The sequence below is a fragment of the Leisingera aquaemixtae genome, from assembly GCF_006740765.1.
GTDB classification, from domain to species: domain Bacteria; phylum Pseudomonadota; class Alphaproteobacteria; order Rhodobacterales; family Rhodobacteraceae; genus Leisingera; species Leisingera aquaemixtae.
On sequence record NZ_CP041159.1, the window covers coordinates 2,287,142 to 2,309,130 of the forward strand.

At 63.1% G+C, this 21,989-nt stretch carries 19 protein-coding genes, 1 pseudogene and 1 riboswitch; of the genes and pseudogenes, 8 read left to right on the forward strand and 12 right to left on the reverse strand.

The genetic code is table 11. From position 1 onward, the window contains the following. Positions 1-85 precede the first annotated feature (85 nt). A riboswitch (cobalamin riboswitch) is annotated at positions 86-279 on the reverse strand. Positions 280-360: 81 nt separating this feature from the next. Continuing rightward, positions 361-1,404: a succinylglutamate desuccinylase/aspartoacylase family protein gene (locus R2C4_RS12870; protein ID WP_141890938.1), complete on the reverse strand. Its 1,044-nt coding sequence runs from the start codon at positions 1,402-1,404 to the stop codon at positions 361-363. A gap of 4 nt (positions 1,405-1,408) precedes the next feature. Next, positions 1,409-2,314 carry a 30S ribosomal protein S6--L-glutamate ligase gene (gene rimK / locus R2C4_RS12875; protein WP_141890939.1) on the reverse strand — a complete coding sequence of 302 codons (906 nt, stop codon included), beginning with the start codon at positions 2,312-2,314 and terminating at the stop codon, positions 1,409-1,411. Between the two features lie 611 nt (positions 2,315-2,925). Here rimK and R2C4_RS12880 point away from each other — a divergent pair. From R2C4_RS12880 to R2C4_RS12895, 4 genes are read left to right on the forward strand one after another with little or no spacing between them, the layout of a single operon-like run. Beyond that, complete coding sequence (locus tag R2C4_RS12880) at positions 2,926-3,543, forward strand: paraquat-inducible protein A (RefSeq protein ID WP_141890940.1); 618 nt, start codon at positions 2,926-2,928, stop codon at positions 3,541-3,543. Continuing rightward, the gene (locus R2C4_RS12885) at positions 3,510-4,145 is read left to right on the forward strand and encodes a paraquat-inducible protein A (RefSeq protein WP_208764491.1); all 636 of its coding nucleotides are present in this window, start codon (positions 3,510-3,512) and stop codon (positions 4,143-4,145) included. The genes R2C4_RS12880 and R2C4_RS12885 overlap by 34 nt, the downstream gene beginning before the upstream one ends. Next, entirely contained in the window at positions 4,142-6,226 is a 2,085-nt protein-coding gene (locus tag R2C4_RS12890) for an MlaD family protein (protein WP_141890941.1), read from the forward strand. Before R2C4_RS12885 ends, R2C4_RS12890 begins: the two co-directional genes overlap by 4 nt. A 1-nt stretch (position 6,227) precedes the next feature. Next, complete coding sequence (locus R2C4_RS12895) at positions 6,228-6,785, forward strand: PqiC family protein (protein WP_058286082.1); 558 nt, start codon at positions 6,228-6,230, stop codon at positions 6,783-6,785. A 58-nt stretch (positions 6,786-6,843) separates the two neighbouring features. On the opposite strand, the gene R2C4_RS12900 is transcribed toward R2C4_RS12895, so the two are convergent. From R2C4_RS12900 to R2C4_RS12930, 7 genes are all read right to left on the reverse strand, one after another. Beyond that, entirely contained in the window at positions 6,844-7,473 is a 630-nt protein-coding gene (locus R2C4_RS12900) for a chorismate--pyruvate lyase family protein (protein ID WP_141890942.1), read from the reverse strand. A gap of 347 nt (positions 7,474-7,820) precedes the next feature. Further along, positions 7,821-8,213 carry a response regulator gene (locus tag R2C4_RS12905; RefSeq protein WP_141890943.1) on the reverse strand — a complete coding sequence of 131 codons (393 nt, stop codon included), beginning with the start codon at positions 8,211-8,213 and terminating at the stop codon, positions 7,821-7,823. Beyond that, positions 8,206-9,384: a sensor histidine kinase gene (locus R2C4_RS12910; RefSeq protein WP_141890944.1), complete on the reverse strand. Its 1,179-nt coding sequence runs from the start codon at positions 9,382-9,384 to the stop codon at positions 8,206-8,208. The genes R2C4_RS12905 and R2C4_RS12910 overlap by 8 nt, the downstream gene beginning before the upstream one ends. Next, on the reverse strand, positions 9,381-10,028 hold the full coding sequence (locus R2C4_RS12915) for a SpoIIE family protein phosphatase (protein WP_141890945.1): 648 nt from the start codon (positions 10,026-10,028) through the stop codon (positions 9,381-9,383). Before R2C4_RS12915 ends, R2C4_RS12910 begins: the two co-directional genes overlap by 4 nt. Beyond that, entirely contained in the window at positions 10,019-10,435 is a 417-nt protein-coding gene (locus R2C4_RS12920) for an anti-sigma regulatory factor (protein ID WP_141890946.1), read from the reverse strand. Before R2C4_RS12920 ends, R2C4_RS12915 begins: the two co-directional genes overlap by 10 nt. Then, positions 10,432-10,788 (reverse strand): STAS domain-containing protein, encoded by a 357-nt coding sequence (locus R2C4_RS12925; RefSeq protein ID WP_141890947.1) that lies wholly within the window; start codon positions 10,786-10,788, stop codon positions 10,432-10,434. Before R2C4_RS12925 ends, R2C4_RS12920 begins: the two co-directional genes overlap by 4 nt. Position 10,789: 1 nt before the next feature. Continuing rightward, the gene (locus R2C4_RS12930; RefSeq protein WP_141890948.1) at positions 10,790-11,683 is read right to left on the reverse strand and encodes an STAS domain-containing protein; all 894 of its coding nucleotides are present in this window, start codon (positions 11,681-11,683) and stop codon (positions 10,790-10,792) included. Positions 11,684-11,864: 181 nt separating this feature from the next. Between R2C4_RS12930 and R2C4_RS12935 the strand changes: the two are divergent. Continuing rightward, a pseudogene (locus R2C4_RS12935) lies at positions 11,865-12,104 on the forward strand (IS3 family transposase); the annotation flags it as partial. 175 nt (positions 12,105-12,279) lie between these two features. Further along, positions 12,280-12,348, forward strand: coding sequence for a glutathionylspermidine synthase family protein (locus R2C4_RS21385; protein WP_244940826.1), 69 nt, complete (start codon positions 12,280-12,282; stop codon positions 12,346-12,348). Positions 12,349-12,812: 464 nt separating this feature from the next. On the opposite strand, the gene R2C4_RS12945 is transcribed toward R2C4_RS21385, so the two are convergent. Both R2C4_RS12945 and R2C4_RS12950 read right to left on the reverse strand, forming a co-directional pair. After that, positions 12,813-13,316: a DUF995 domain-containing protein gene (locus R2C4_RS12945; protein WP_141890949.1), complete on the reverse strand. Its 504-nt coding sequence runs from the start codon at positions 13,314-13,316 to the stop codon at positions 12,813-12,815. Positions 13,317-13,443: 127 nt separating this feature from the next. Continuing rightward, positions 13,444-14,355, reverse strand: coding sequence for a calcium-binding protein (locus R2C4_RS12950; protein ID WP_141890950.1), 912 nt, complete (start codon positions 14,353-14,355; stop codon positions 13,444-13,446). Positions 14,356-15,026: 671 nt separating this feature from the next. On the opposite strand from R2C4_RS12950, the gene R2C4_RS12955 reads away from it, so the two are divergent. Both R2C4_RS12955 and R2C4_RS12960 read left to right on the forward strand, forming a co-directional pair. After that, entirely contained in the window at positions 15,027-18,449 is a 3,423-nt protein-coding gene (locus tag R2C4_RS12955; protein WP_141890951.1) for a trifunctional glycoside hydrolase family 18/polysaccharide deacetylase/glycosyltransferase family 2 protein, read from the forward strand. After that, positions 18,446-20,983, forward strand: coding sequence for a DUF3131 domain-containing protein (locus R2C4_RS12960; RefSeq protein ID WP_141890952.1), 2,538 nt, complete (start codon positions 18,446-18,448; stop codon positions 20,981-20,983). The genes R2C4_RS12955 and R2C4_RS12960 overlap by 4 nt, the downstream gene beginning before the upstream one ends. A gap of 54 nt (positions 20,984-21,037) precedes the next feature. On the opposite strand, the gene R2C4_RS12965 is transcribed toward R2C4_RS12960, so the two are convergent. After that, the gene (locus tag R2C4_RS12965) at positions 21,038-21,487 is read right to left on the reverse strand and encodes a hypothetical protein (RefSeq protein ID WP_082649522.1); all 450 of its coding nucleotides are present in this window, start codon (positions 21,485-21,487) and stop codon (positions 21,038-21,040) included. Positions 21,488-21,989 lie beyond the last annotated feature (502 nt).

Genomic DNA, 21,989 nt, shown 5'->3' on the forward strand with positions numbered 1-21,989 from the left:
GGCAGAAGGTCTGAGCCCTTCCTCTGCGGCGCCTGATCGCGGCGGCGCATCCTGCCGGCAACCTCCCCGGACAACCCCGCCCGGTGTGCTTCGGTTTTTACCGGCAGGTCTCCTGACTGGCGGGTCATCGTCTGGGCCGCCTTCCCGGACCGCTGGGATCCAGTGACGCGATGGCACAGCACTCGCCGCCTACAGTTGCGGGGGCAGTTCCGGTTGGCGCCCGGCAGGCACCGCGGATTCCCTCTTAGCCCTTGCGGGACCGGTTAAGCGCGCGTAGCGCATCGCCCTGCTTGCGGCAAGAAAAAGTTGCCGCTGGCAGGGAAAACCTGCGCGGGAGGCGCCCCCCCCTGCCGGGGCGGGCTACAGGATTTCATCCTCGTCAAACATCGGATCATCCTCCAGCTGGGCGCTGATATCCTCGACCGAATCCTCTGCCTTTGTGACGGAGGGGACCCTTCCCAGATGGAACACTGCATCGCCCTCGTTCACGACGGGCATTACCGCGCGGCCGACAATCAGCCCGTCGAAGGGGGCCAGGATTTCCTCGTCCTGCTCGCCGAAAGGGTCCGATACTGATCCCATCAGCTCCCCTTGCCGGACCAGCTCCCCGTCGTTCCTGTAGACCCTCAGAAGCCCGCCCATCGGCGCCCGCAGCCATTTGCTGGAGGCGCAGAACTGCGGCTGCGATTTGGGTTTGGAAATGCCCTTGGCCGGGACCATCCCCATGTGCCGCAGCACCCGCAGGATGCCGGCCAGCCCGGCCCGGATCGACAGCTCGTCAAAGCGCAGGCCCTCGCCCGCCTCAAACAGCAGGATGTCCTTGCCGATCTCCTTGGCCGCACCGCGCAATGAGCCGTCGCGCAGCGGCGACTGCATCACAATGGGCGCGCCGAACACCCCGGCAAGCTCCCGGGTTTTCGGGTTGTCGGGCGAGATGCGGATCTGCGGGTAATTGGTCCGGTGGACCGCCGCCGAATGCAGGTCGATCCCCAGATCCGAGCGGGCGACCACCTCTGCCATGAACAGATGCGCCAGGCGCGAGGCCAGCGAGCCAAGCTCGCTGCCGGGAAACGCCCGGTTCAGGTCGCGCCTGTCGGGCAGGTAGCGGGAGTGGTTGATGAAGCCGAAGGCATTGACGATCGGCACCGCAATCAGCGTGCCCTTGAGCGTCGTCAGGTTCGGCGCCCGCAGCAGCCGCCGGATGATCTCCACCCCGATCACCTCGTCGCCATGCACGCCGCCGCTGACAAAGACCGTCGGCCCGTCCTGGCGGCCATGCACCACATGCGCCGACATGGTGACCGGCGTGTGATCGGACAGGACGCTGACCGGCAGGTCAACCGTCAGCCGCGAGCCCGGCGCCACCCTGGCATGGCCGATGGCAAAATGCTGCCGCCCCTTCATGCCGTCATCCCTTGCCCTTGGTTTTGGTGGCACCTGCCTTGGCGTTCTTTTCCAGGAATTCGATCATCTTGCCGGCGATATCCAGGCCGGTGGCCTTTTCCACCCCTTCCAGGCCGGGGGAGGAGTTCACTTCCATCACCACCGCGCCATGGTTGGCCCGCAGCATGTCGACGCCACAGGCGTTCAGGCCCATGGTCTTTGCCGCGCGCACGGCGGTGGCGCGTTCTTCCGGCGTCAGTTTCACAACCTGAGCCGACCCGCCGCGGTGCAGGTTGGAGCGGAAATCGCCCTCGGCCCCGGTGCGCTTCATCGCGGCCACGACCTTGCCGCCAATCACGATCGCGCGGATGTCGGTGCCGCCGGCCTCCTTGATGAACTCCTGCATCAGGATATTGACGCCGGCGCCGCGGAACGCCTCGACGACCGACTTGGCCGACCGGTCGGTGTCGGCCAGAACCACGCCGATGCCCTGGGTGCCTTCCAGCAGCTTGATCACGATCGGCGCGCCGCCGGCGAGTTTCAGCACTTCTTCAGTCTGCTTGGGGTCATGGGCAAAGGTGGTGACCGGCAGGCCGACACCGTCGCGCGCCAGCAGCTGCATCGAGCGCAGCTTGTCCCGCGACCGCCCGATGGCGACGCTTTCGTTCAGCGGGTAGACACCCATCATTTCGAACTGCCGCAGCACTGCCGTGCCATAGAAGGTGACCGAGGCGCCGATCCGCGGGATCACGGCGTCATAGCCCTTCAGCTGCTCGCCGTTGTAAAAGATCTCCGGGCGGCGGCTCGCGATATTCATGTAGCAGCGCAGCGTGTCGATGATGTCGAGCTGATGCCCGCGCTCCTCTGCTGCGGCCTTGAGGCGCTTGTGGGTGTACAGGTTGGCATTGCGGGCAAGCATGGCAATTTTCACGTGGTGTCCTTTTCAGGTTGCCGCGCAGCAGCGGCGCGGCTGGCGCAGGCGGCGGTTGAATGGGTTTAGGCCCTGCACAGCAGGGATTTTCTGACAAGTGCTGCTGACCCGTCCGCCGGTATTAGTGTCCGGCGGACGGGCCTCATCGCCAATGGGGATCGATTATCTGCTTTGAGCCTATAAGGTGCCGTATCTGTTTTCAAACGTCCTGCTGCCGGGCCGCCGGGCGCGGCTGGGTTGCCGCCCCAGTACAGCCAGGCTAGTGTCTTGCCTATAGGTAAAAATTCATTGGACCCTGCAGATGGTCACCTTGGCCTGCGCCGCCGTCATCCTGGCCGGGCTTCGCGGGCGTGGTTGCGGCGGCAAGACTTGCGGACGCTGCAGGCTCCCGCGCAAGCTGCGGCCGGCGCAGGCGGTGCAAGGATGCGATTAAAAGTTCCTGCGCGCATTTCCAGGAAAAGAGGCATGTTTTGATTGTTGCGGACAGATCCTTTGTGGTTATGAATGCCAACGCCTTCGTTAGCTGCCGGCGGGCAAGGATATACCGGCGCAGCAGGCTGCGCAGACTGAGTGCCGCGCGGCGGCCGGCGGCTTGAACGGACAAGGATAAGATGGACCCGGAACAGCTGATCGCCTGCCCTGCCTGTGACGTGCTGCACTGCGACCAGGAGGTGGCCAAGCACACCGTCGCCAGGTGCGCCCGCTGCGGCACGGTGCTGGCGGCGCCCAAATCGGGAGCGATGACCCGGATTGCGATGCTGTCCCTGACGGCGCTGATCCTGCTGGCGGCTGCGGCCGGCTTCCCGTTTCTGGAGCTGCAGGCCCAGGGGCTGTCGCACCGGGCCTCGGTGCTGGATGCGGTGCTGGCGTTTTCCCGCGGGCCGATGGCGCCGCTGTCGCTGGCCACAGGCCTGCTGATCGTGCTGCTTCCCGCTGCCCGCTATGGCGCCCTGGTCTATACCCTGGCACCGATGGCCCTGGGCTGGCACCCTGCCCCGCATGCGGCCGCCGTCTACCGCTGGGCAGAGCGGCTGAAGCCCTGGGCGATGGCTGAGATCTTCATCATCGGCGTCGCGGTCGCCCTGGTCAAAGTGTCCGGCCTCGCCCGGGTCGGGCTGGGGCCTGCCTTCTGGGCCTTCGCGGCGCTTTTGGTGGTGACCATCCTGACCGACAGTTCCATTTGCAGGCTGACCGTATGGAAAACCCTGAAGACCCGCCGCGGTTCGTGACCGCAGCCGAGGCCGGGCTGACCGGCTGCCGCACCTGCGGCGCCGTCAACCCAGGCGGCGCGCAGACCTGTTACAGCTGCCGCAGCGCGCTGACCCCGCCCTCCGCTTACAGCCTGCAGCGGGTCTGGGCCTGGCTGGCGGCGGGGCTGATTGCCTATGTCCCCGCCAATATCTACCCGATGCTGCGCACCACCACCTTTGGCCGCGCTTCGGAGAATACTCTGATCGGCGGCATTGCGGAGTTGTTCAGCCATGGCTCCTATGGGGTCGCCTTCATCGTGTTCTTTGCCAGCATCGTGATCCCGCTCGCCAAATTTCTGGCCATCGGCTATCTGGCGGTCTCGGTCCGCAGGCCCGCAGCTCTTGGCAGCCACGGCAGGCTGGTGCTTTATGAGGTTGTCGAATTTATCGGCCGCTGGTCGATGATTGATGTGTTTGTCGTGGCGATCCTGACCGCCCTGGTTCAACTGGATTTTGCCGCTGCCGTCACCCCGGGGATTGCCGCGGTCAGTTTTGCATTGTCGGTTGCCTTCACCATGCTGGCAGCCCAAAGTTTTGATCCGCGGCTGATCTGGAACGCGGAAAAGCGAGAGTATGAATGAGCACGCCTGAACCCGCCACGATGAAAGTCTCCGCGCAGCGCCCGTCGCCGTGGCGCAACCTCTCGCTGGTCTGGCTGGTGCCGCTGGCGGCGCTGGCGGTGTCGCTGGGCGTTGCGTGGCAGGCATACTCCAGCCGGGGAGTTCTGATCCGCATCACTTTCGAGAACGCCTCCGGCGTTGTGGCCAACGAAACCGCGGTGCGCTACCGCGATGTGGCGATCGGTCAGGTAGAGGAGCTCGGCTTTACCGAAGACCTGAGCAAGGTCACCGTCTGGGCCCGCATCGACAAGAAGATTGCCCCCTACCTGGATCAGGACGCCGCCTTTTGGGTGGTCCGCCCGGAGGTCAGCACGCGGGGCATATCCGGCCTCAGCACCGTACTGTCCGGTGTCTATATCGAAGGCACCTGGGATCAGGAGCCCGGCGTGGCCGCCACCCGCTTTGAGGGCGTCGACGGGCCGCCGCTGGTGCAGCCGGGCCGGGACGGGCGGCGCATCACCCTGCGCACCCCTAGTGGCAGCATGATCTCGGAAGGCGCGCCGGTGCTGTTCCGCGGCGTCGAGGTCGGCCGGCTGGAGCAGCCGCGCCTGACGTCCAGCGGCGACAGCGTTGTTGTCGATGCCTTCATCGACGCGCCGCATGACCGCCGCATCAACTCCGCCACCCGGTTCTGGGACACCTCTGGCTTTTCAGTTTCCTTCGGTGCCAGCGGGCTGTCGCTGGACGTGGACAGCATCGCCTCGCTGGTGGCTGGCGGCATCGAATTCGACACCGTTTTCGACGGCGGCAAACCCGTGGGCAAGGACACGGTGTTCGACATTCATGAGGACGAGGCCGCCGCCCGCCGCACCGCTTTTGCGCGCTCGCAGTCGGAAGGCGTATCGGTGGCTGTCGCCTTTGACGAGTCGGTGGCCGGGCTTGCCAGCGGCGCCGCGGTCAGGCTGGGCGGCGTCAAGGTCGGCGAAGTCAGCACCCTGAACGCCGCCATCCAGAACCAGAGCGACGAGCCCGAGGTGCGGCTGATTGCCAAACTGCTTCTTCAGCCTTCGCTGATGGGGCTTCCCCCCGGCGCAGGAGAAACTGAGGTCCTGGATTTCCTGGAACAGGCGGTCGAAGGCGGGCTGCGGGCCCGGCTGGCCGCGGCCGGGCTGCTGAGTTCGGAACTGATTGTTGAACTGGTCACCCTGGATGAAGCCGCTCCGGCGCGGTTCGACCGCAGCGCAGAACCCTTCCCAGAGCTGCCCAGCGCCCCCTCCGACCTGCCCGATTTCACCGCCACGGCGGAAGGCGCGATGGAGCGCATCAGCGAACTGCCCGTTGAGGAGCTGATGGCCCAGGCCATCGCCACCCTGGCCAGCATCGAAGACCTGGCCTCTGCCGACAGCACCCGTGAGGTTCCCGCCGCCGCGGTGGCGCTGCTGGAAGACACCCGCGCGCTGGTCGCGGACCCCGGCACCCGCGCCCTGCCGGCTGAGCTGAACGCCGCCGTGGCGGAGCTGCGCGCCATCCTGACGGAGGTGCAGCAGGGCAATGCGGTCGCCAATCTGAGCGCCGCGCTGGAACAAGGCAGCCAGGCCGCCGCCAGTTTCGCTGCCGCATCGGATGAGCTTCCTGCCTTGGTCAGCGACTTCCGCGCCCTGGCGGCCAAGGCCAATTCCCTGGAAGCCGAAGAGCTGATCCGCTCCGCCAGCCGGCTGATGAACAGCGCCGATGCGCTGATCGGCACCGAGGAGGCCCGCGATCTGCCCCCTGCCCTGACCGGCGCACTGGATGAGGTGCGCCGCACCCTGGAGGCGCTGCGCCAGGGCGGGCTGGTGGACAATGCCAACGCCACCATGGCCTCCGCCCGCGGCGCCGCCGATGCGGTGGCCGCTGCCGCCGAAGGCCTGCCGGCCCTGTCCGCCCGGCTGGAGCGGCTGGTCGCCCAGTCCGAGGCGCTGATCGCCTCCTACGGCGCCCGCTCCAGCTTCAACTCCGAGACGCTGGACGCCCTGCGCGAGGTCAAGACAGCCGCCCGCGCGGTCTCGCAGCTGGCCCGCAAGATTGAACGCGATCCGAATTCCCTGCTGTTTGGAAAATAAAATGTTGAAAGCCCTGACTTTGATGGCCCCCCTTGCCCTGCTTGCGGCCTGCGGCCCCTCCAACGAGGCCCGCTACCTGATCTCCGCAGCGCCGGGCGAGAAAGTGGCGAACCTGCGCTCCCGCACGATCGAGGTGCGGCTGGTCTCGCTGCCCTCCTATGCCGCGGCGTCGGAAATCGTTGCCGAGGGCGACGGCGGCGCGCTGTTTGCCCTTGGCGGGGCGCAATGGGCGGATGACCCTGCCCGCGGCATGACCGCAGCCCTGGCGCGCGGGCTGAACCAGCGCACCGGCGCCGCCGCCGCGATGGAGCCCTGGCCGCTGAACACCGGCCCGGACGTGCGGCTGGATGTGCGGGTCGATCAGGCCTATGCGCGCGCCGACGGGGTATTCGCGCTGACCGGCCAGTTTGCGGTCTCCTCACCCGAAGGCACCGTGCGCGAATTCGTCAAACCGTTCGATATTCTGGCACCCGTCAATGGCACCGGCCCCGCAGCCGCCGCGGACGCCCTGTCGCGCGCGCTGGCGGAGCTTGCGCGGCAGGTGTCGCAAGCAATGTAACGGCCCCGGCCTGACGGAGGCGCGCGCCGGCCACGCTGGCGGCGCGCTTGCGGTCCCGTCAGGCGGGCTGCGCGCCCGGCCCGGCCAGCGGCAGCCCCTGCAGCATGCCGGAGCGGTAGGTTTCGGTGATCAGCATGCAGGAGGTGTTTTCGATTTCCAGGACATACGTCCTGGCCGCCTCCGGATCGGGCACGCCGCAGCGCTGCCACAGCCGGGACAGAACCCCCTCCGGGCACGGCACCGGCCTTTTGCGGGTCAGCTTGATGTCAAAGATATACCCGATCGGCGACAGCCCCTGTTCCAAATGCCGCTGCACCTCCGGGTCGAGCTGCTCCAGCGCGACATAGGTCAGGTTGTCCATCATCACCTCGCCGCGGTGCGACATGCAGACCTGGCGTTCGATAAAGGACGTGCCCGGCAAATGCGCCCTGACCCCGGCGGGAACGTCCCCGGTGACGTTCTGGTGCAGAACATCCAGCTGCACCGGCCCGTCCGCAAGTGTCTCGCAGATCAGCGTGGCGGAGCCGTCCTGCACCAGCAGCATCTTTTTCCAAACCGCGGCCCATTTCGCAAACGGGCTGCCGGCGGCCAGGCCATCGTCAAACCGCTTGCGCAGCAGCGGCGCCTGTGGCCCGTTCGGGCCGGCGGGCGGCGTGCCCGCGCTCTGGTGCTGACTGCCGGTGCTCATGTGCTGTTACTTTCATTGCCGGATCCGGCGAAACCAATAGCAGCACCGGCGCCGGGGTCAAACGGCTATGCCCCGACGGCGGCCCCGGCTGCCGCCCTGTGCCCCGCCGCCAGCGGCCGGAACCGCCGTTCAAGCGAAAAATTTCCGTTACTGTGCGGCCATTTGAAACGGTCCGGGCAGATGCAGCCGCTTGCAGCGCCCTCCTTCATGGCACGCAGCACTTTGCCGCTGCCCCAAGCGAGCATGCGTTGCAGTCTCACCACGCCCGCTCCCGCCCAGAACCGCCGCGTGCCGCAGCGGCTGCGGGGACCGCTGCCGGCCTTGACGGCTGCAAGGCCCGCGGCACATCAGTGCAGAAGCGACGCCGCTTCGGTCAGGTGGTCCGGCGACAAGGGTTTGCACAGGAATTTCTTGACCAGGGGGAACTTGGCCGCACGCTCCAGATCCGCCGGATTGACCGTGGTGCTGACAATCACCACCACAGGCACCGGGTCCATGGCCTGGATCTGATCGGCGTATCTTTCCAGAAATTCGAAGCCGCTGATCGGCGGCATGTTGATGTCCAGGAAAATGAGTTCCGGCGGCCGCCCGCCGTCTTGGATGAATTGCATTGCCGCCAAAGGCCCGTCGAACAGCTCCAGATTTTCGAACATCTGCGATCTGCTGATGATGCGTTCCGCAAACTTCCGGTCCATCCTGTCATCATCAATGACGTAAACGACTTTATCACGGCTACTCATCCTGATTCTCCTCCAAATCCAGATCGACGCTGAAAGCCGCGCCTTTCCCGGCCTGCGAAACGACCTGAAGCACCGTGCCGTGGGCCTCTGCCACACGCTTGCACAGGGCCAGCCCGATGCCCGAACCGGGGCATTGCTCATAGCGGTGCAGGCGTTTGAACAGCTCAAAAATCCTGTCTTGCATGTCCTCAGGTATGCCAGGCCCGCTGTCGGACACAGACAGCCGCACCTTGCCCGCCGTCTCAGCCGGCACACACACGATCCGGACCTCTGCCCGCGGCCCTTCGCTCCCGTATGTCAGGGCATTTGACAGAAGGTTGGTCAGCAAAACCCGTATCTGGAACGGGCTGCCCATTACCGCGGGCAACGCCCCCACATGGATCTCCGCCTGCGCGCTGGCGGCCAAAGCGTCCATGTCCTTGAGGATCTGCTGCACCATCTGCTGCAGGTCCACGCGCTCCGGCGTGAACTGGTGACCGACAACGTTGGAGTAATCCAGCACGTCATCGACAAGCTGGCGCATCCGCTGGGCGGTGCCGATCAGATCCGTGATCAGCTCCTGCGCCTCGGGCTTCAAATCCGCCTGAAAATCCTCCAGCAGAACGCCCAGAAAACAGTAAAGCGTGTTGATCGGTGTCTTCAGATCATGGGACAGCGCATAGGTGAAATTCGACTGGTCCTGGTTGGCCTGCACCAGCTGCCGGTTCTTGCTTTCCAGCTCTTGCGCGCGCAGGCGGATCTCATTCGTGCGCTTGCGGACCTCCCGGTCCAGCTCGTCCCGCTGGCGGGCCAGTTCGAAGGTGATGTCGCGCAATTCCTCCTCGACGCGGCGGCGCTCTGCGATTTCTTTTCTCAGGGCGGCCATGCCGCTGACGTAGCCGCGCAGCGCCATGTCATAGACTGCCACGCCCTCCAGGAAAAAATCTTCTGCCCGTTCAAGGCATGCGCCGCTGCTGCCCGCCGGCAGCAGGCTGTCGCGCAGCCCGGCAAAATGCATCAGCCCGAAGTCGGGCAACGGCACTTCCGCCTCCAGGGCAAACCGCGCCGTCTCATACGCCTCTGCCAGAAGCTCAGCTTCCCCGCTTTGGAGATAGGCGGCCAAGGCTGTCTGATACCGCTGCGCCACCAGCGTCAAGGTCTCTTTCGCCGGGTGCCAGTCCACACCGGTCATGGGCTCCTCCGCTGATGGGAAAGGGCCAGAACCGTGCGGTCATCATGGTCTTTGCCGTATGTGGCAAGACAGGAGGCGACCCACTCCTGAGGCGGCATGCGGGCGGAGGGGAGAGCGTCGCGGAACCGCCGCGATACCCCATCCGAGGCAAGGACCAGGATGTGGTTGGGCGGGAACGGCTGGATTTGGGGCAGCACCCCGGGGAACTGCACTCCCAGGGTTCCGCCCTTTTGCAGGATGGCCGAGCTGCCTTCACTATCCGGTGGAAGCGCGCAGATGACACCCTCGACATCCCCGACCGCGGCCCACTCGACGGCGGCGAGTTCCGGGTCTATCAGCGCCACGGCAAGCGCTGCGCCGCGTGTGCCCAGGACACGCTCATGCGCGGTTTCAAACACCTCCGCAATTGAACTGGCGGAGACGGTCGCAAGCGCCTCCAGGCAGGCGTTTGCTGCGGCCTGGGCGCCCTGTCCGCTGCCGACGCCATCCGCCAAAGCCACCATCAGCCTGCTGCCGGCACGCCGCAGCAAATAACCGTCGCCGCAAACAGAGCCCGCCATCTTCGGCGCCTGCGCCGCCGCCCAGTCGATCCGGGTGCCGCCCGTCTCAAAGGCGATGCTGCCGCTGTCTGCGCTTACCGCCATTTTATCACCGTCACGACAAGGCCCTGGCCGGGGTCCGAGCAGATATCGAACTCATCAACGATACGCCGCGTTCCCGGCAGCCCGAGGCCCAGGCTGTTGCCGGTGGAATAGCCGTCCTGCAAAGCCAGCTCCACATTGGCCAGTCCGGGTCCCCGGTCCCGGGCCGTCACCTTGATACCGGTCTTTGCACCGGCCCTGGCCGTGCAGATCTCGATTTCTCCCTCCTTGGCATAATTCACGATATTCCGGGCCAGCTCCGATACGGCAGTTGCAATCAGGGCCTGGTCCGGCCTGCTGAACTCCAGCTCTTCCGCGAGCCGGCGCGCCAGCTGTCGTGCCGCCACCACGTCGCTGTCACAGGAGACCCGCTGCAGCATCACAGCGGGATCCGCTGCGGGCGCCTTCATGGACCGTCTCGCAGAATGGCGATGCCGTGATCTAAGTTCAGCGCTGTGGGTATGTTTTCCAGTTTGAGGCCAAGCAGCACCATTGCCATCGCGATTTCCGGGCGGATGCCCACAATGGCAATCTTTGCGCCGCGCAGCGAGACCGACGCCGCGATATCGCTCAGCATCCTGGTGCCGAAGCTGTCGATCACATCCAGCAGGCTGACATCCAGGATGACCTTGGTTGCCGACAGGCGCGCAACCTCAAGCAGGATGTGGTTCTGCATCTCCTGGATGTCGCTATCCGACAGCTCCTCCTGCACCGCTGCTATCAGAAGGTCGCCCTGGCTGACGATGGGGACACGCCGGCCCACCCTAGCGCTCCAGAAGCTTGCGCGCGGTTTCAACACCCCGCTCAAGATCTCCCGCAGGGTTCAGCGCCTCGCCGGTCACGCCGATCTTGACTAGGGATTGCGCCACCTCGGCGCTGATGCCGGTCAGAACGGAGTGCGCGCCCATCAGGCGGGTTGCCGTCATTGTCTGTATCAGGTGATTGGCAACCATGCTGTCGACCGCAGCAACCCCGGTAATGTCAAGCACCACCGCCCGGGCATTCTGCTCCCGGATTGCATCAAGGATCTGCATTGTCAGAAGCCGCGACCGGTGACTGTCAAGCACGCCGACCACAGGCACCAGCAGCAGCCCCGCCTGCAGGCGCAGCACCGGCGTCGGCAGCTCGCTCAGCTGGCGTTCCCGCTGTTCGATCGCATCGCTCCGGGCGGCCGAGAAGGCTTCGATCGTCATAGCCTGATGGCACGCCGCCGCCTTGCGCAGCGCTTTCTCGGTCTCCATGGCGCCGGCTTCGTCTTCGGCCTCCTGCCGCAGCAGATCGCAGATCCGGTTGATGGCAAAGGTATAGAGGCCAAGATAGAAGCTTGGTGAGATGCCATTGTTTTCATTGAACAGCCCGGCGCGCCCGCGGTCCTGGAAGGATTTCTGGTCGAGGCCTGCCTCAAAAAGCTCCAGCAGATGCCGCCGCTGCTCGTCGCGGACGTCCTGCATGCCGTGCGGAGGGCCGTCGCCGCCGGGACGGTCGTACCCGCCCTCCCGGCTGTAGAATTCCTCCAAAATCGCCTCGATATTCTGTTCGGCCAAAGGCAGCAGGCCGGACACCCGGACCCGGTCGTCCTGGCTGACATCGAACCAGCCCCATACCTCCCGCAGCCCCTTGGACGGGGATTGGAGTGTGGAAGAAATGACCTCGTTCATGGCGCCCTCGCAACGATGGATATGCCCCACGAGAGTCCGGTGATATGCTTAACGAAGACCTAAGAGGCCAAGGGGCAGCCAATAATTCCCCGTAAAACCAGTGCGTTGAAACTGGTTGCGGACGGCCCAGGGTTTACCCCGCCCCGCGGGCCCAGCTGACGCCCCGGGATCAGAGCCCGTCAACGTCTCTAAACGCCGCGTCTGCCGCGTGCTGGGACAACACCGATCCAGGCAGCGGCGTATCCCGCAAGGCCGCGCAGACGCGGATAGATTGGTGGCTGACATGATCGAACTGGCCCGGCAGTACGGCCGATATGGCTGCCGCAGGATCGCAGCGCTGCTGCGAGAGGCCGGTTGGTCTGTCAGTGACGGACGTATCGAGCGGGCGTGGCGGCGAGAGGCGCTGAAGGTTCCGGAAAAGTAACCGAAGAAGGGAAGGCTCTGGCAGAATGACGGATCAAGGTGACCTCAGCAAACCAGGGGGTTACGGCAGCGAAGGCTGTATTACTTAGGCCTATTGTCCGCCAGCCCGCTATTGTGATGACAATGCGATGCTCGGATTCTGAATTGTTGGTGATACTGCTTGCGGGCTATGCATCCGCGAAGACACCAGCGAAATCACTCAGGACCTTTCACGGTTCGTGCCACATGTGATTTCGGTGTAAATTCCGCCCGATTGAGGTCAACGCGAAAGTACTTGGGCAAGTGCTACTGTCAAAGGAAGTATGATGTGTGAAACTTCAGACTTGATCTGACGGACACCTCAGCTTTCCGTGCTGAATACGGTCTGGCGGCTGTCCGATGGTCTGGAAGCTGGAGGATTGGCAGCAGCACTGCAACGAGGACAGACCACACAGCGCGATCGGATATAACATCCCGATCGCCATGCATTATCCCGATGGCGTCGCCAGCCCGTCATCGTGAAACAGCCGGGAAACTCCAGCGCCCCGCGGTAAAGCACTGGGACTCAGAGCACAATCCCTCAGACTCCCGCTGAGAACGAGGGACAGGCGGGGCGCAGGTCGCGGGCAGCTCGCTCGCGGCCCTCCCTTGTCAAATTACCCAGCACTGTCCCCTCTGCGCGGAAGCGAGTTACTCAGACGTTTAAAGCCCACCGGGAAGGCTTTTGTTACAACCCCAGCTTCGAACGGGCTCCCAAAACATTGGATTGAAATTTGTACCCCTTTTTCATCCCGGAATACTTTTTAATTCCAGAATTCTTTCCGGCCAGCGGCCACCATTCCGGATCATTGGGCCAGCTGCGCCAAACGGTTCCCCAGCGGTCAACGACATGGGAAATACAGGTCTGATCGCCAAGGCTCTTGCCTGCCTGATCGCCGTTCGGCCAGTACCAGGACAGCTGATGGCAGACGCTTCCCTGAGCGTCGATTGTCCATTCCCCGGCGCCCAGGCTTTCACTGTTTTCGCCGCACCAGGCGCGGGCTTGCTGGTTGGGGGCATAGTAAATGCCGCCGCCGCACCCTTCGGCCCAGATGTCAGTCTTTCCGGCATAGATCCCCGCAATGCGTTGCGGAGAGGCGGGCTTGGCGCTGCGAGGTTTCGGATCCGCGAGAACAAGCGACGGAAGGGCGCCCAGAAGGACAGTTGCGGCGAGTTTCGCAGCCAATTTCATGTAAAATCTCCTACGGTTAACAGCAGGCGGTCAACAAAGGCCGCCCTGGAATTTTGCGTGTTTCTTGCCTGTCCCCGCATGGCGTCCTTGCCTTGGAAGCCAAGGCCGCTGCCGGGACATGGCCTCTTCAGAACAGAAAGTTGGACCCGTCGTCGAGCTGTTCGACGGTCGTGTTTTGCACCGTTATTGTGACATTTCCGAAGTAGACGAACACATCCTCGCCCTGCTGGTCAAAATCCACCCCATTCATGCCGGACGCTCCGCTTTTCACGTGAATTTTGTCAATTCCGATTTGGAAGTCGGTAATGACGTCTGTGTGATCGTTCCGTCTGAACACAAAGACATCAGCGCCAGCCCCTCCGGTGAGCAGGTCATCGCTTTGCCCGCCTGTCAGGGTGTCTTGCCCGCCGCCGCCGCGCAGGGTGTCATTGCCGGCGCCGCCAGACAGCTTGTCGTTTCCCTTGTTCCCAAACAGGGTGTCGTTTTCAGAGCCGCCGGCCAGCTTGTCGCGCCCGCGTCCGCCGATGAGTTCGTCACTGCCGTCTCCGCCTTGCAGCAGGTCCCGTCCGCCGCCGCCCAGCAGCCGGTCATCGCCGCCCCCGCCTGCCAGCGTGTCGTTGCCTGCTCCGCCCCATGCGGTGTCGTTGCCAGTGCCAAGACGGAGAACATCACTTCCGCCCAGCGACCGGATTTCGAGACCGGTGCCAAGGTTCAGGGAAATGTCGTCATCTCCGGAAAACAGTCTCCGCATCAGTTGCTGAGCGCTCATCGCCTCATACTCCGCATAAGGGAGTGCGAAACCCGAAATCGAGACGAGCGACGTGTCACCGTCGGAATAGGACAGGGAATAGATTTCCCAGTCACTTTGGAGTGTGCTGGTGAAGTTACCTGTCAGCGTCAGAACAGAGCCATCAAGGGCAGTCATCTCGATCGAGAAGCTGTCGTATACGGTGCTCGCGGACTCATCGAAATCTTCGAATGCCAGGAGTCTGATCAGAGTCGGCGCGCCATTTAAACCGCCGATAAATGCGTTAGCCATGGCATGTGTCTTTCTGCTGTGTAAACTTCATCGTGCTTATACCGGTAGAACAGGACCGGGGAAAAACAATCAATTTTCAATAAATCCTGCCTGCAGGCCGGATTTGAATAGATTTTCGAGGCCAAAGCGGCCTGACGGGCAAAACTGTTTCCAACTTCTGAACTGTTCTGTGTGCGAACCGCAAGCGGAGACCCTGCGGCCTGAGAATCGTGCCGCGTTTTGCCTGGCGGCCGGTCTGCGTTTTGACCGCAAGGAGCACCGGATTTCCTCGGCTTCTTCGATTCTCAGCAGCCATTCAGCGGCTGCGCGCATTAGCGGGTCCGGGCGGAACGCTAAGCACGAGAGCGACTCGTTGGATCAGGTTTTCTCAACAATTCCCCTCGGGCCACGGGATTGTTATCTCATACGCGGCACTTCCAAAGGAAATTCAGGAAAAATTTGAAGAAATTTTGACAAAGCCGGTTTCACGCAGGAAATTGGCCGCCATGTAGCCAGCTCTGCTTTTTTCGCGCGGAACCGCTGTGGGGACAGTTTTCGCGCACATCAGACAGCAGCGCTGGCCTGCTTGGGGGTCGGGGGACCGTGGCAAACGATAGTGTTGTTTTGTGCTTTGCAGGTGTGTGCCTGCCAGCTCTCGAAATGCAGTGCCGCTGCATTCGAAGGGGGCTTGAGTGAAACGGTTTTCCTTTCATCAGGACAGGCTGGAAACAGTCGTGTCGTCCCGCAAAGTGTTCGACGACCCGAAACGAATCCGGGCGCGCCGGGCCAGGGCTGTGGTCATCGCCTTGGTAACGGCTGTCCTGTGCTGGGCGATCCTGTTCCTTGACGGCTCGTTCTCCTTGCAGTCTGCGCTGCGTGAACTGAACCCCTTCTACCGCGACAACCGCAGTCATGTTCATCCAGCCGGGGACAGCAACGGTCAGCACGAGCTGACCCATCTGGTGTCGGCGTCACCGGTCCCTCAGGCAGCGCCCGCCTGCGAAACAGGGCACAAACAGCCCGTGTTTTCGGCGATGGCAGACCCAGGGGACCCGCGGGTCTTCGGCCACGTGCCCGTGTCGTCTGAAGGGGCATTTTTGTCGCTGGAAGACAGCTGCGGCCAACTGGGCGTGGTTGTGCCGGAATGGATCAGCATCGTCGAGGAACAGGACCGCCCTGCAGTGTCCCTGATCAGCAAGGACACCCGGATTTCTGTTGAAGAATACATGTCCGGCGCCGCTGTGCGTCCGCAGCTTCTGCCGGCCGTCTTGCTGGGAGAGAAGCGGAAAGAAGAGGCTTTTCTGGACAGTATCGCTGATGCGGCACAAGCACCGGCCCTTGCCGAAGGCATGGCCGCCGCTGTGGCCGCCTTGAACGCCCAGGGGGCGTGCCTGGATTTCACCGGATTGGACCCCGACGCCTTCCAGCGCCTCAGACCGCTGATGGCGCGCTTTTCTGATACCTTCCGCTCCCGCGGGCTGACGGCATGCACCATTCTTGCGGGCAGCCAGGCGGAGTGGAAGGATGCGGAACTGACCGGTCTGTTTGATCAGGTTATCCTGAAGCTCTTCCAGGAGCCCTGGGCGGAATCCGTGCCTGGCCCGCTTGCCCCGTACAACTGGATTGAGGATGTGGCAGCTGAGGCGGTGCAAGCCATCGGTGCAAAAAAGCTGGTTGTCGCGATCGGAAATTTCGCCGTTGAGTGGACCTCCGGATCCTCGAAACCGGAGCTGCTGTCTTATTCGGAAGCGATGCAGAGAATGAGCGCCGCCGGAGCGGACCTGCGCTTCAGCGCAAAATCCTCCAACAGCTTCAGCCGCTACCGTGACGCACAGGGGCAGCAGCGCAAGATCTGGATGCTGGATGCCGCATCCGCGCACAACCAGCTGCTCCGCCTGAAAGAGCTCGGCATTGCCAATGTCGCTGTCTGGTCGCTCGGCCAGGAGGACCCCGGCATCTGGAAAGTTCTGCAGCATCAGAATGCTGCCAAGGATGTTCTGGAAGCTGAACTTGCCATTGCCGAGCTCAACAACTTTGTCGATTACAAGGGACAGGGCGCCTTCATCCGCATCGATCAGCGCGCATCGGCCGGTGTCCGTCAGGTGACCTTCGAGGCAGAGACCGGGCTGGTCACGGACCAGAGCTACAGCCGGCTGCCCAAGCCGTATTCGATCGAGCTTTACGGCAAGCCAGAACGGCGCAAGCTTGTGCTGACCTTCGATGACGGCCCGCACGAAAGGTTCACCAAGGAGATCCTGGACATCTTGCAAGAAGAGCAGGTGCCCGGCGCCTTCTTCGTCGTTGGCACCAGTGTCATGAATTCACCCGACCTGGTCGCCCGGATGGTTGATGAAGGGCACGAGATTGGCGCGCACAGCTTTTCCCATCCGAGAATGGACCAGATCTCCCAGACCCGTGTCGATCTGGAATTTGCGCTTCTGGATAAGATCCTGGCTGGATCAGCCGGCCGGAAAACCATGCTCTACCGCGAGCCGTTTCAGCGCCGCGGCGGACCGATTAGCGCAGAACGTGCCGCCTCGCTGGAGGCTGCCGAAGCCCGCGGGTTCACCATTGCAGGTATGGAAATTGTCCCCAAAGACTGGGAAGGCTGGGACAGCGGGCAGATCGCGAACTATGTGATCGGCGAGGTGGAGCAGGGAAACGGCAATGTCATCCTTCTGCACGATGGCGGCCAGGACCGCACCGCGACCGTGGAAGCCGTCCGCCCGATTATCCGGTCGCTCCGGGCAAAAGGCTATGAGTTCACGACGCTCGCGGATCTTCTGGGCACCAACCGCGCGGCCTTGATGCCTGTGGCCCAGGGCGGCTCTCCGGCCTTCGACCGGGTGTCGTTCTCCATGGTCTGGGTGGCGCAACAGGCGGTCGTGGTTGTCTTCTGGGTGGTGCTTGCAATCGGCCTTCTCCGCTCGGCCGGCATTCTGATCCTGGCGCTGTTGAACCGCCGCGAACGGTTTACGCCGTTGCAGAGGCAGCCGAAGGTTGCCGTGGTTATCCCCGCTCATAACGAGGCAAAGGTGATTGCCCAATGCGTCGAAAGCGTCCGGGCGAGCGGTTACAAAAACCTGGAAATCATCGTGGTGGACGATGGCTCGACCGATGACACGCTGCTTGAGGTCCTGAAGTTCGGCCACAAAAGCGAGGTGCGCCTCATCTCGCAGCCGAACCAGGGAAAATGGAGCGCGCTGAACAGGGCCATCCAAAGCACCGACGCAGAATTTGCGGTTTGCATCGATGCGGACACGCAGGTCTGCAAAGACGCGATCACCCATCTGGTCAGGCATTTCGCAGACCCGAAAACCGGCGCGGTGGCAGGCAAGATCATCGCAGGCAACCGCGTGAACCTGCTGACCCGCCTGCAAGCTTTTGAATATGCGACGTCCCAGAACGTCGAACGGAAAGCCTTCGACCTGATCAATGGTATTCTGGTGGTCCCCGGCGCCATTGGCGCGTGGCGGGTCGAAGCCTTGAAGAAGGCGGGCTTGTTCAGTGAAGAAACCCTGACCGAAGACACCGACCTCACAATTCAGGTGAACCGGGCGGGCTATACTGTGGTGTTCGAGCCCAAGGCCAAGGCCTACACCGAGGTGCCGGAGAATGTAGGCCAGCTCCTGAAGCAGCGGCTCCGCTGGTCCCTGGGCATGTTCCAAAGCGCCTGGAAGCACAAACGGGCGATCCTCGAGGGCCGTCCGATCGGCCTGGTGTCCATTTCGGACATGTTCGTGTTCGGCTATGTCTTCCCGCTGCTGGCCCCCATCGCAGATCTGTTTGTGATCTTTATGCTCTACAACCTCATGGCAGGCGGCTGGACTGGCGATGTTGGCAGCACCCAGCACGTGCAAACGATGCAATACCTCTGGGCCTTTATGGCGCTGCCAGCCTTGGAGCTGCTGATTGCCGCCATTGCGATCACCACCGACAAGGACGAAAGCAACTGGTCCCTGCTGCTGTTCCCGCTGCAAAGGCTGGTGTACCGCCCGCTCCTGTATTTTTCGGTCATCCGCTCGATCCTGCGGGCCGTAACCGGACGTTTAGCCAACTGGGGTAGCGTCAAACGTCACGGGCGCGATTACGGTTTGGTGGCCGGCAACACATGAAACGCAGGTCCTTTCTGAAATCGGCGGCGGCCGGTCTGGCGCTGCTGCCGGGCAAGGGCGCTGCTTCCACGCTGTGGCAGCTTCCGGCGCAGGCGTTTCCGGTTGTGACAAACATCACCGAAGACGTCTCGATCCCGCATCTTATTACGGTGATAGATGCGTTTCTCGACCGGAACATGCCGCTGGCCTGCCTCGTCAATCCCTTTGACGAGCACGGCCGGCCCTACCCTGCGCAAAGCAAGCTGGCACAGGTGCTGAACGGGTATATGCTCGGCAGGAACGGTTTGGATGTCGTGCCATACATTCCGGAGCTGTCCTCGCTTTCCGAGCATTTTCAAGCCCGGGCAGCCCATGAGGCCCGCTCTGCCCTGCAAACCATGCTGCAGCCGGCGGTGTCTGCCCGAAACACGCACCGCCTCATGCAGACAATCGCGTGTGCGGATCAGGATGCCCCCGCTGCTCCCCGGGGGGTGCGTTCCGCTGGCTTCCTCAATCTCCTGTCGGTTCCGGCGCAGTCGGCTCCGGTTCGATCGGAGACGTGGGAAAACGGTGTTGTACGGCTTTTCGGCGGCACGGTGCAGTCGCTAACGGATTTCCACGGCGATGCGGCTGCTGCCGGCATTTCGGCCAGCCAGAACATTCTCTACCTTTCAGCCCAGGACATCTCCGGGATCGATCTGAACCAGCTGGAGACAGCTGCGGAGCGCTACGCCAGCGCGCTTTCGAAACAGGAGCTGGACGGGGATCTGTCTCTGCTGCCGGTCACAGACATCCAGCTGCGCGACAGCTACGGGTTCAAGCGTGTGCTGTGCCTGCATGTGCTGCAGCCGCAGGCGGACGACCGCGATCAGGCATCCGCGTATTCGGCCTTTACGGAATTCCTGAAGGCGGCGGGCATCCCCTATTCGACCGGGGCGGAAGATCCGGAACGGGCCGGCAGCGGCTTTTGGGTCCGGACCGGTTTTCAGAATGAAGACGCCGGGCAGCCCGGCATGTTCCCCATTGATATCGAAGACCGGAGCACCGCCAAAATCCGGACGGCCCGGCCGCTGGGGCCAGGCATCGGCGTGACCTTTCCCGCGGACGCGGCCGGACCGCAGGGGCTGGGGCGTGCGGGTTTCCTGCAATTCCCGCGCCACGTTGTCAGCGGCAGCGGCGTGGTGGAGGCATTTCAATCTGCAACGTCCGGAACTGAAGATGCAGTGATTTTCTTAAAGCCGGACGCGATTGCATTCCCGCCGGAGCGGCGCGCACTGGAAGGCCTTCTGAAAGACATGGCCGCCGCTGAAGGGACGCAGTTTCTCCTGCTCGAAACGTTCTCCCGGACTGTCGTGCCCGCGGGACCGCTGCCCGCCCGCTACCGGAAGACGGCTGCCACTGCGCCAGAGCTGATAAAAACACGCCCCCGCCTGGGCGATGCCGGGCGGGAGGAGCTGCTTGAAGATGCCCGCGTGGCTTGGCGGTATTTCGAGAAATTCACTGACCCTGGCACCGGGCTGTGCCCTGCGACCGTGGATTTCGCGCCAGGCGGGCGGTATCACGAGGCCGTCACGATGTGGGATGTCGGCAGCCACATCAACGGGCTTTTGGCAGCCAGGCAAATCGGCTTGATCAGCCAGGAGGACTTTGCGGCCGCAATCCGCAAGATCCTGCCCAATATCGCGGGCCGGACGTCGCAGGGCCGCCACTTGCCGCAGGGGTGGATACGGACCGACCGCCGCAAGTGGGGCAACAAGAACTTTGACGGCTCCGACGCGGGCCGGCTGCTTGCCGCCTTGGACAACCTGCGCCGCCACAGCAATTTCGGCGAGGAGCTGGAGGCGCTTGTCGGCTCCTGGGACCTTCGCAAGGTGATCATTGACGGCGAAATCCACTCTGTCACAGACGGTGAATTGAAGACCTCATACGTGTCCCACAGCGCCCATTATTCGGCCTTGGCCTTCCGGCGGTGGGGGGTGTCCGCAAAATCGCCATATGAGGTCTTTGCCGGCCGGTCGGCAGCCGACGGGCAGATGGCGCTGCTTGAAGCTGCGGCCAGGATCGGGCCGATTGGGGCAGAGCCCCTGCTGCTTGAGGCAATGGAACTGGGGATGTCGCAGGAAAGCGCCTATCTGGCTGACGTGCTGTTCGGCGCGCAGCTGGAGGATTTCCGCGAAACAGGCAGGCTCATCTGCGTCTCGGAAGGGCCAATCGACAAGGCGCCCTGGTTCCTCTACCAGGGATTGCAGCTGGATGCGCAAGAGCGCACGTGGGCCTTTGACACCGTCGGGCAGGAGCCGGAGTACCGGACGCCCGAATTCCGCGCAGAGAACCTGGCTCTCAGCAGCAAGGCCGCCTTTCTCTGGTCGGCCTATCAGCCGCATGACTACTCCGAAAAACTGGTCAGCTTCACCAGAAATATTGCCCGGACCAAAAACGGTTTTGCGTCGAGCATCTACTTGAAGACCGGGCGGCCGACCGAGGCCTACACGGATCTGAACACAAACGGCGTTATCCTTCAGGCGATTGCGCATCGTCTTGCCGGTTCAGGCTGACTGGCCCGAACCGGCAAGACGCGGAATGGGAACCGTCTGCACAACAGCTTTGCCTCAAAACGTGGCGCATCCGCTGGCAGCAATCTCTCCCGGCGACACCGGGTAACCTGGCCTCGGGTTCAGGATAACCGGCTGAATGCCGGTGATGCGGTTCATGCAGCCGTCGACCCAGCTTTCATTGATGCCCTTGCCGCCCACGTAGATATCCAGCCAGTCGTGGCCCTGATAGCCGCTGTGGCACGGTCCGGCCTGCGGTTTCGGCCCGTCACCGCACAGATCCTCGACAATCGCGTAACGCTGCAGGTTCTTGATGTAGAACTTGGTGCCTGCCGGGTAGTCCATGTAGCTGCGGCCGTTCCGTTTCACATGCCCGACCGCAAGCGTCACCGGGTCCTCGTAAGTGCCGGTCCCGCCTGCCTGCCGGTGGATCACCGGGCGGGCAATCTGTGCCGAGCCGCGCGGGGTATTGTCCCAATAGCTGTAGCCCGTTAAGAATGCGTTCATGGTTTGTTCTGCACCATACGCAGCGCTGCCGGTCACTCCTGCGGACACACTCTCGTCAACCAGAAGCCGGGTGCTGTGCATTCCGTTCAGGCTGTCATTTGCTCTGTCCTGAACACTGCAGCCTGCTGCAGCAAGCAATGTCCCGGCGAAAAGCGCAATTCTGGAAACTTTGTAAGTCATACTGTCATCCTGTTTAACTGAGTACCCAGGAAGCTGCAGAGCAGTTTGAAATCGCAGCTGCCAACAGCTGCAATATGCACAGGATAGGGTAATAAGAGGTTAAAAACAAAAGGAAAATTTTAACAAAACCGGAAGATCAAGGGCGGAAGACCCTGCTGGAGGGCATGTTCCGTTTTAAAACACCGGGTTATTGGCAGGCACGTTTTTCCCGCAAGGCGCGAAATACGGGGGTGCGGGCGTCACATGCGGCTGCCGCGTTTTCCGCCAGAAAGGAAAGCAGCCGCCGCATGGCCGGCGGCTGCTCCAGTCACAGCTCAGGCCC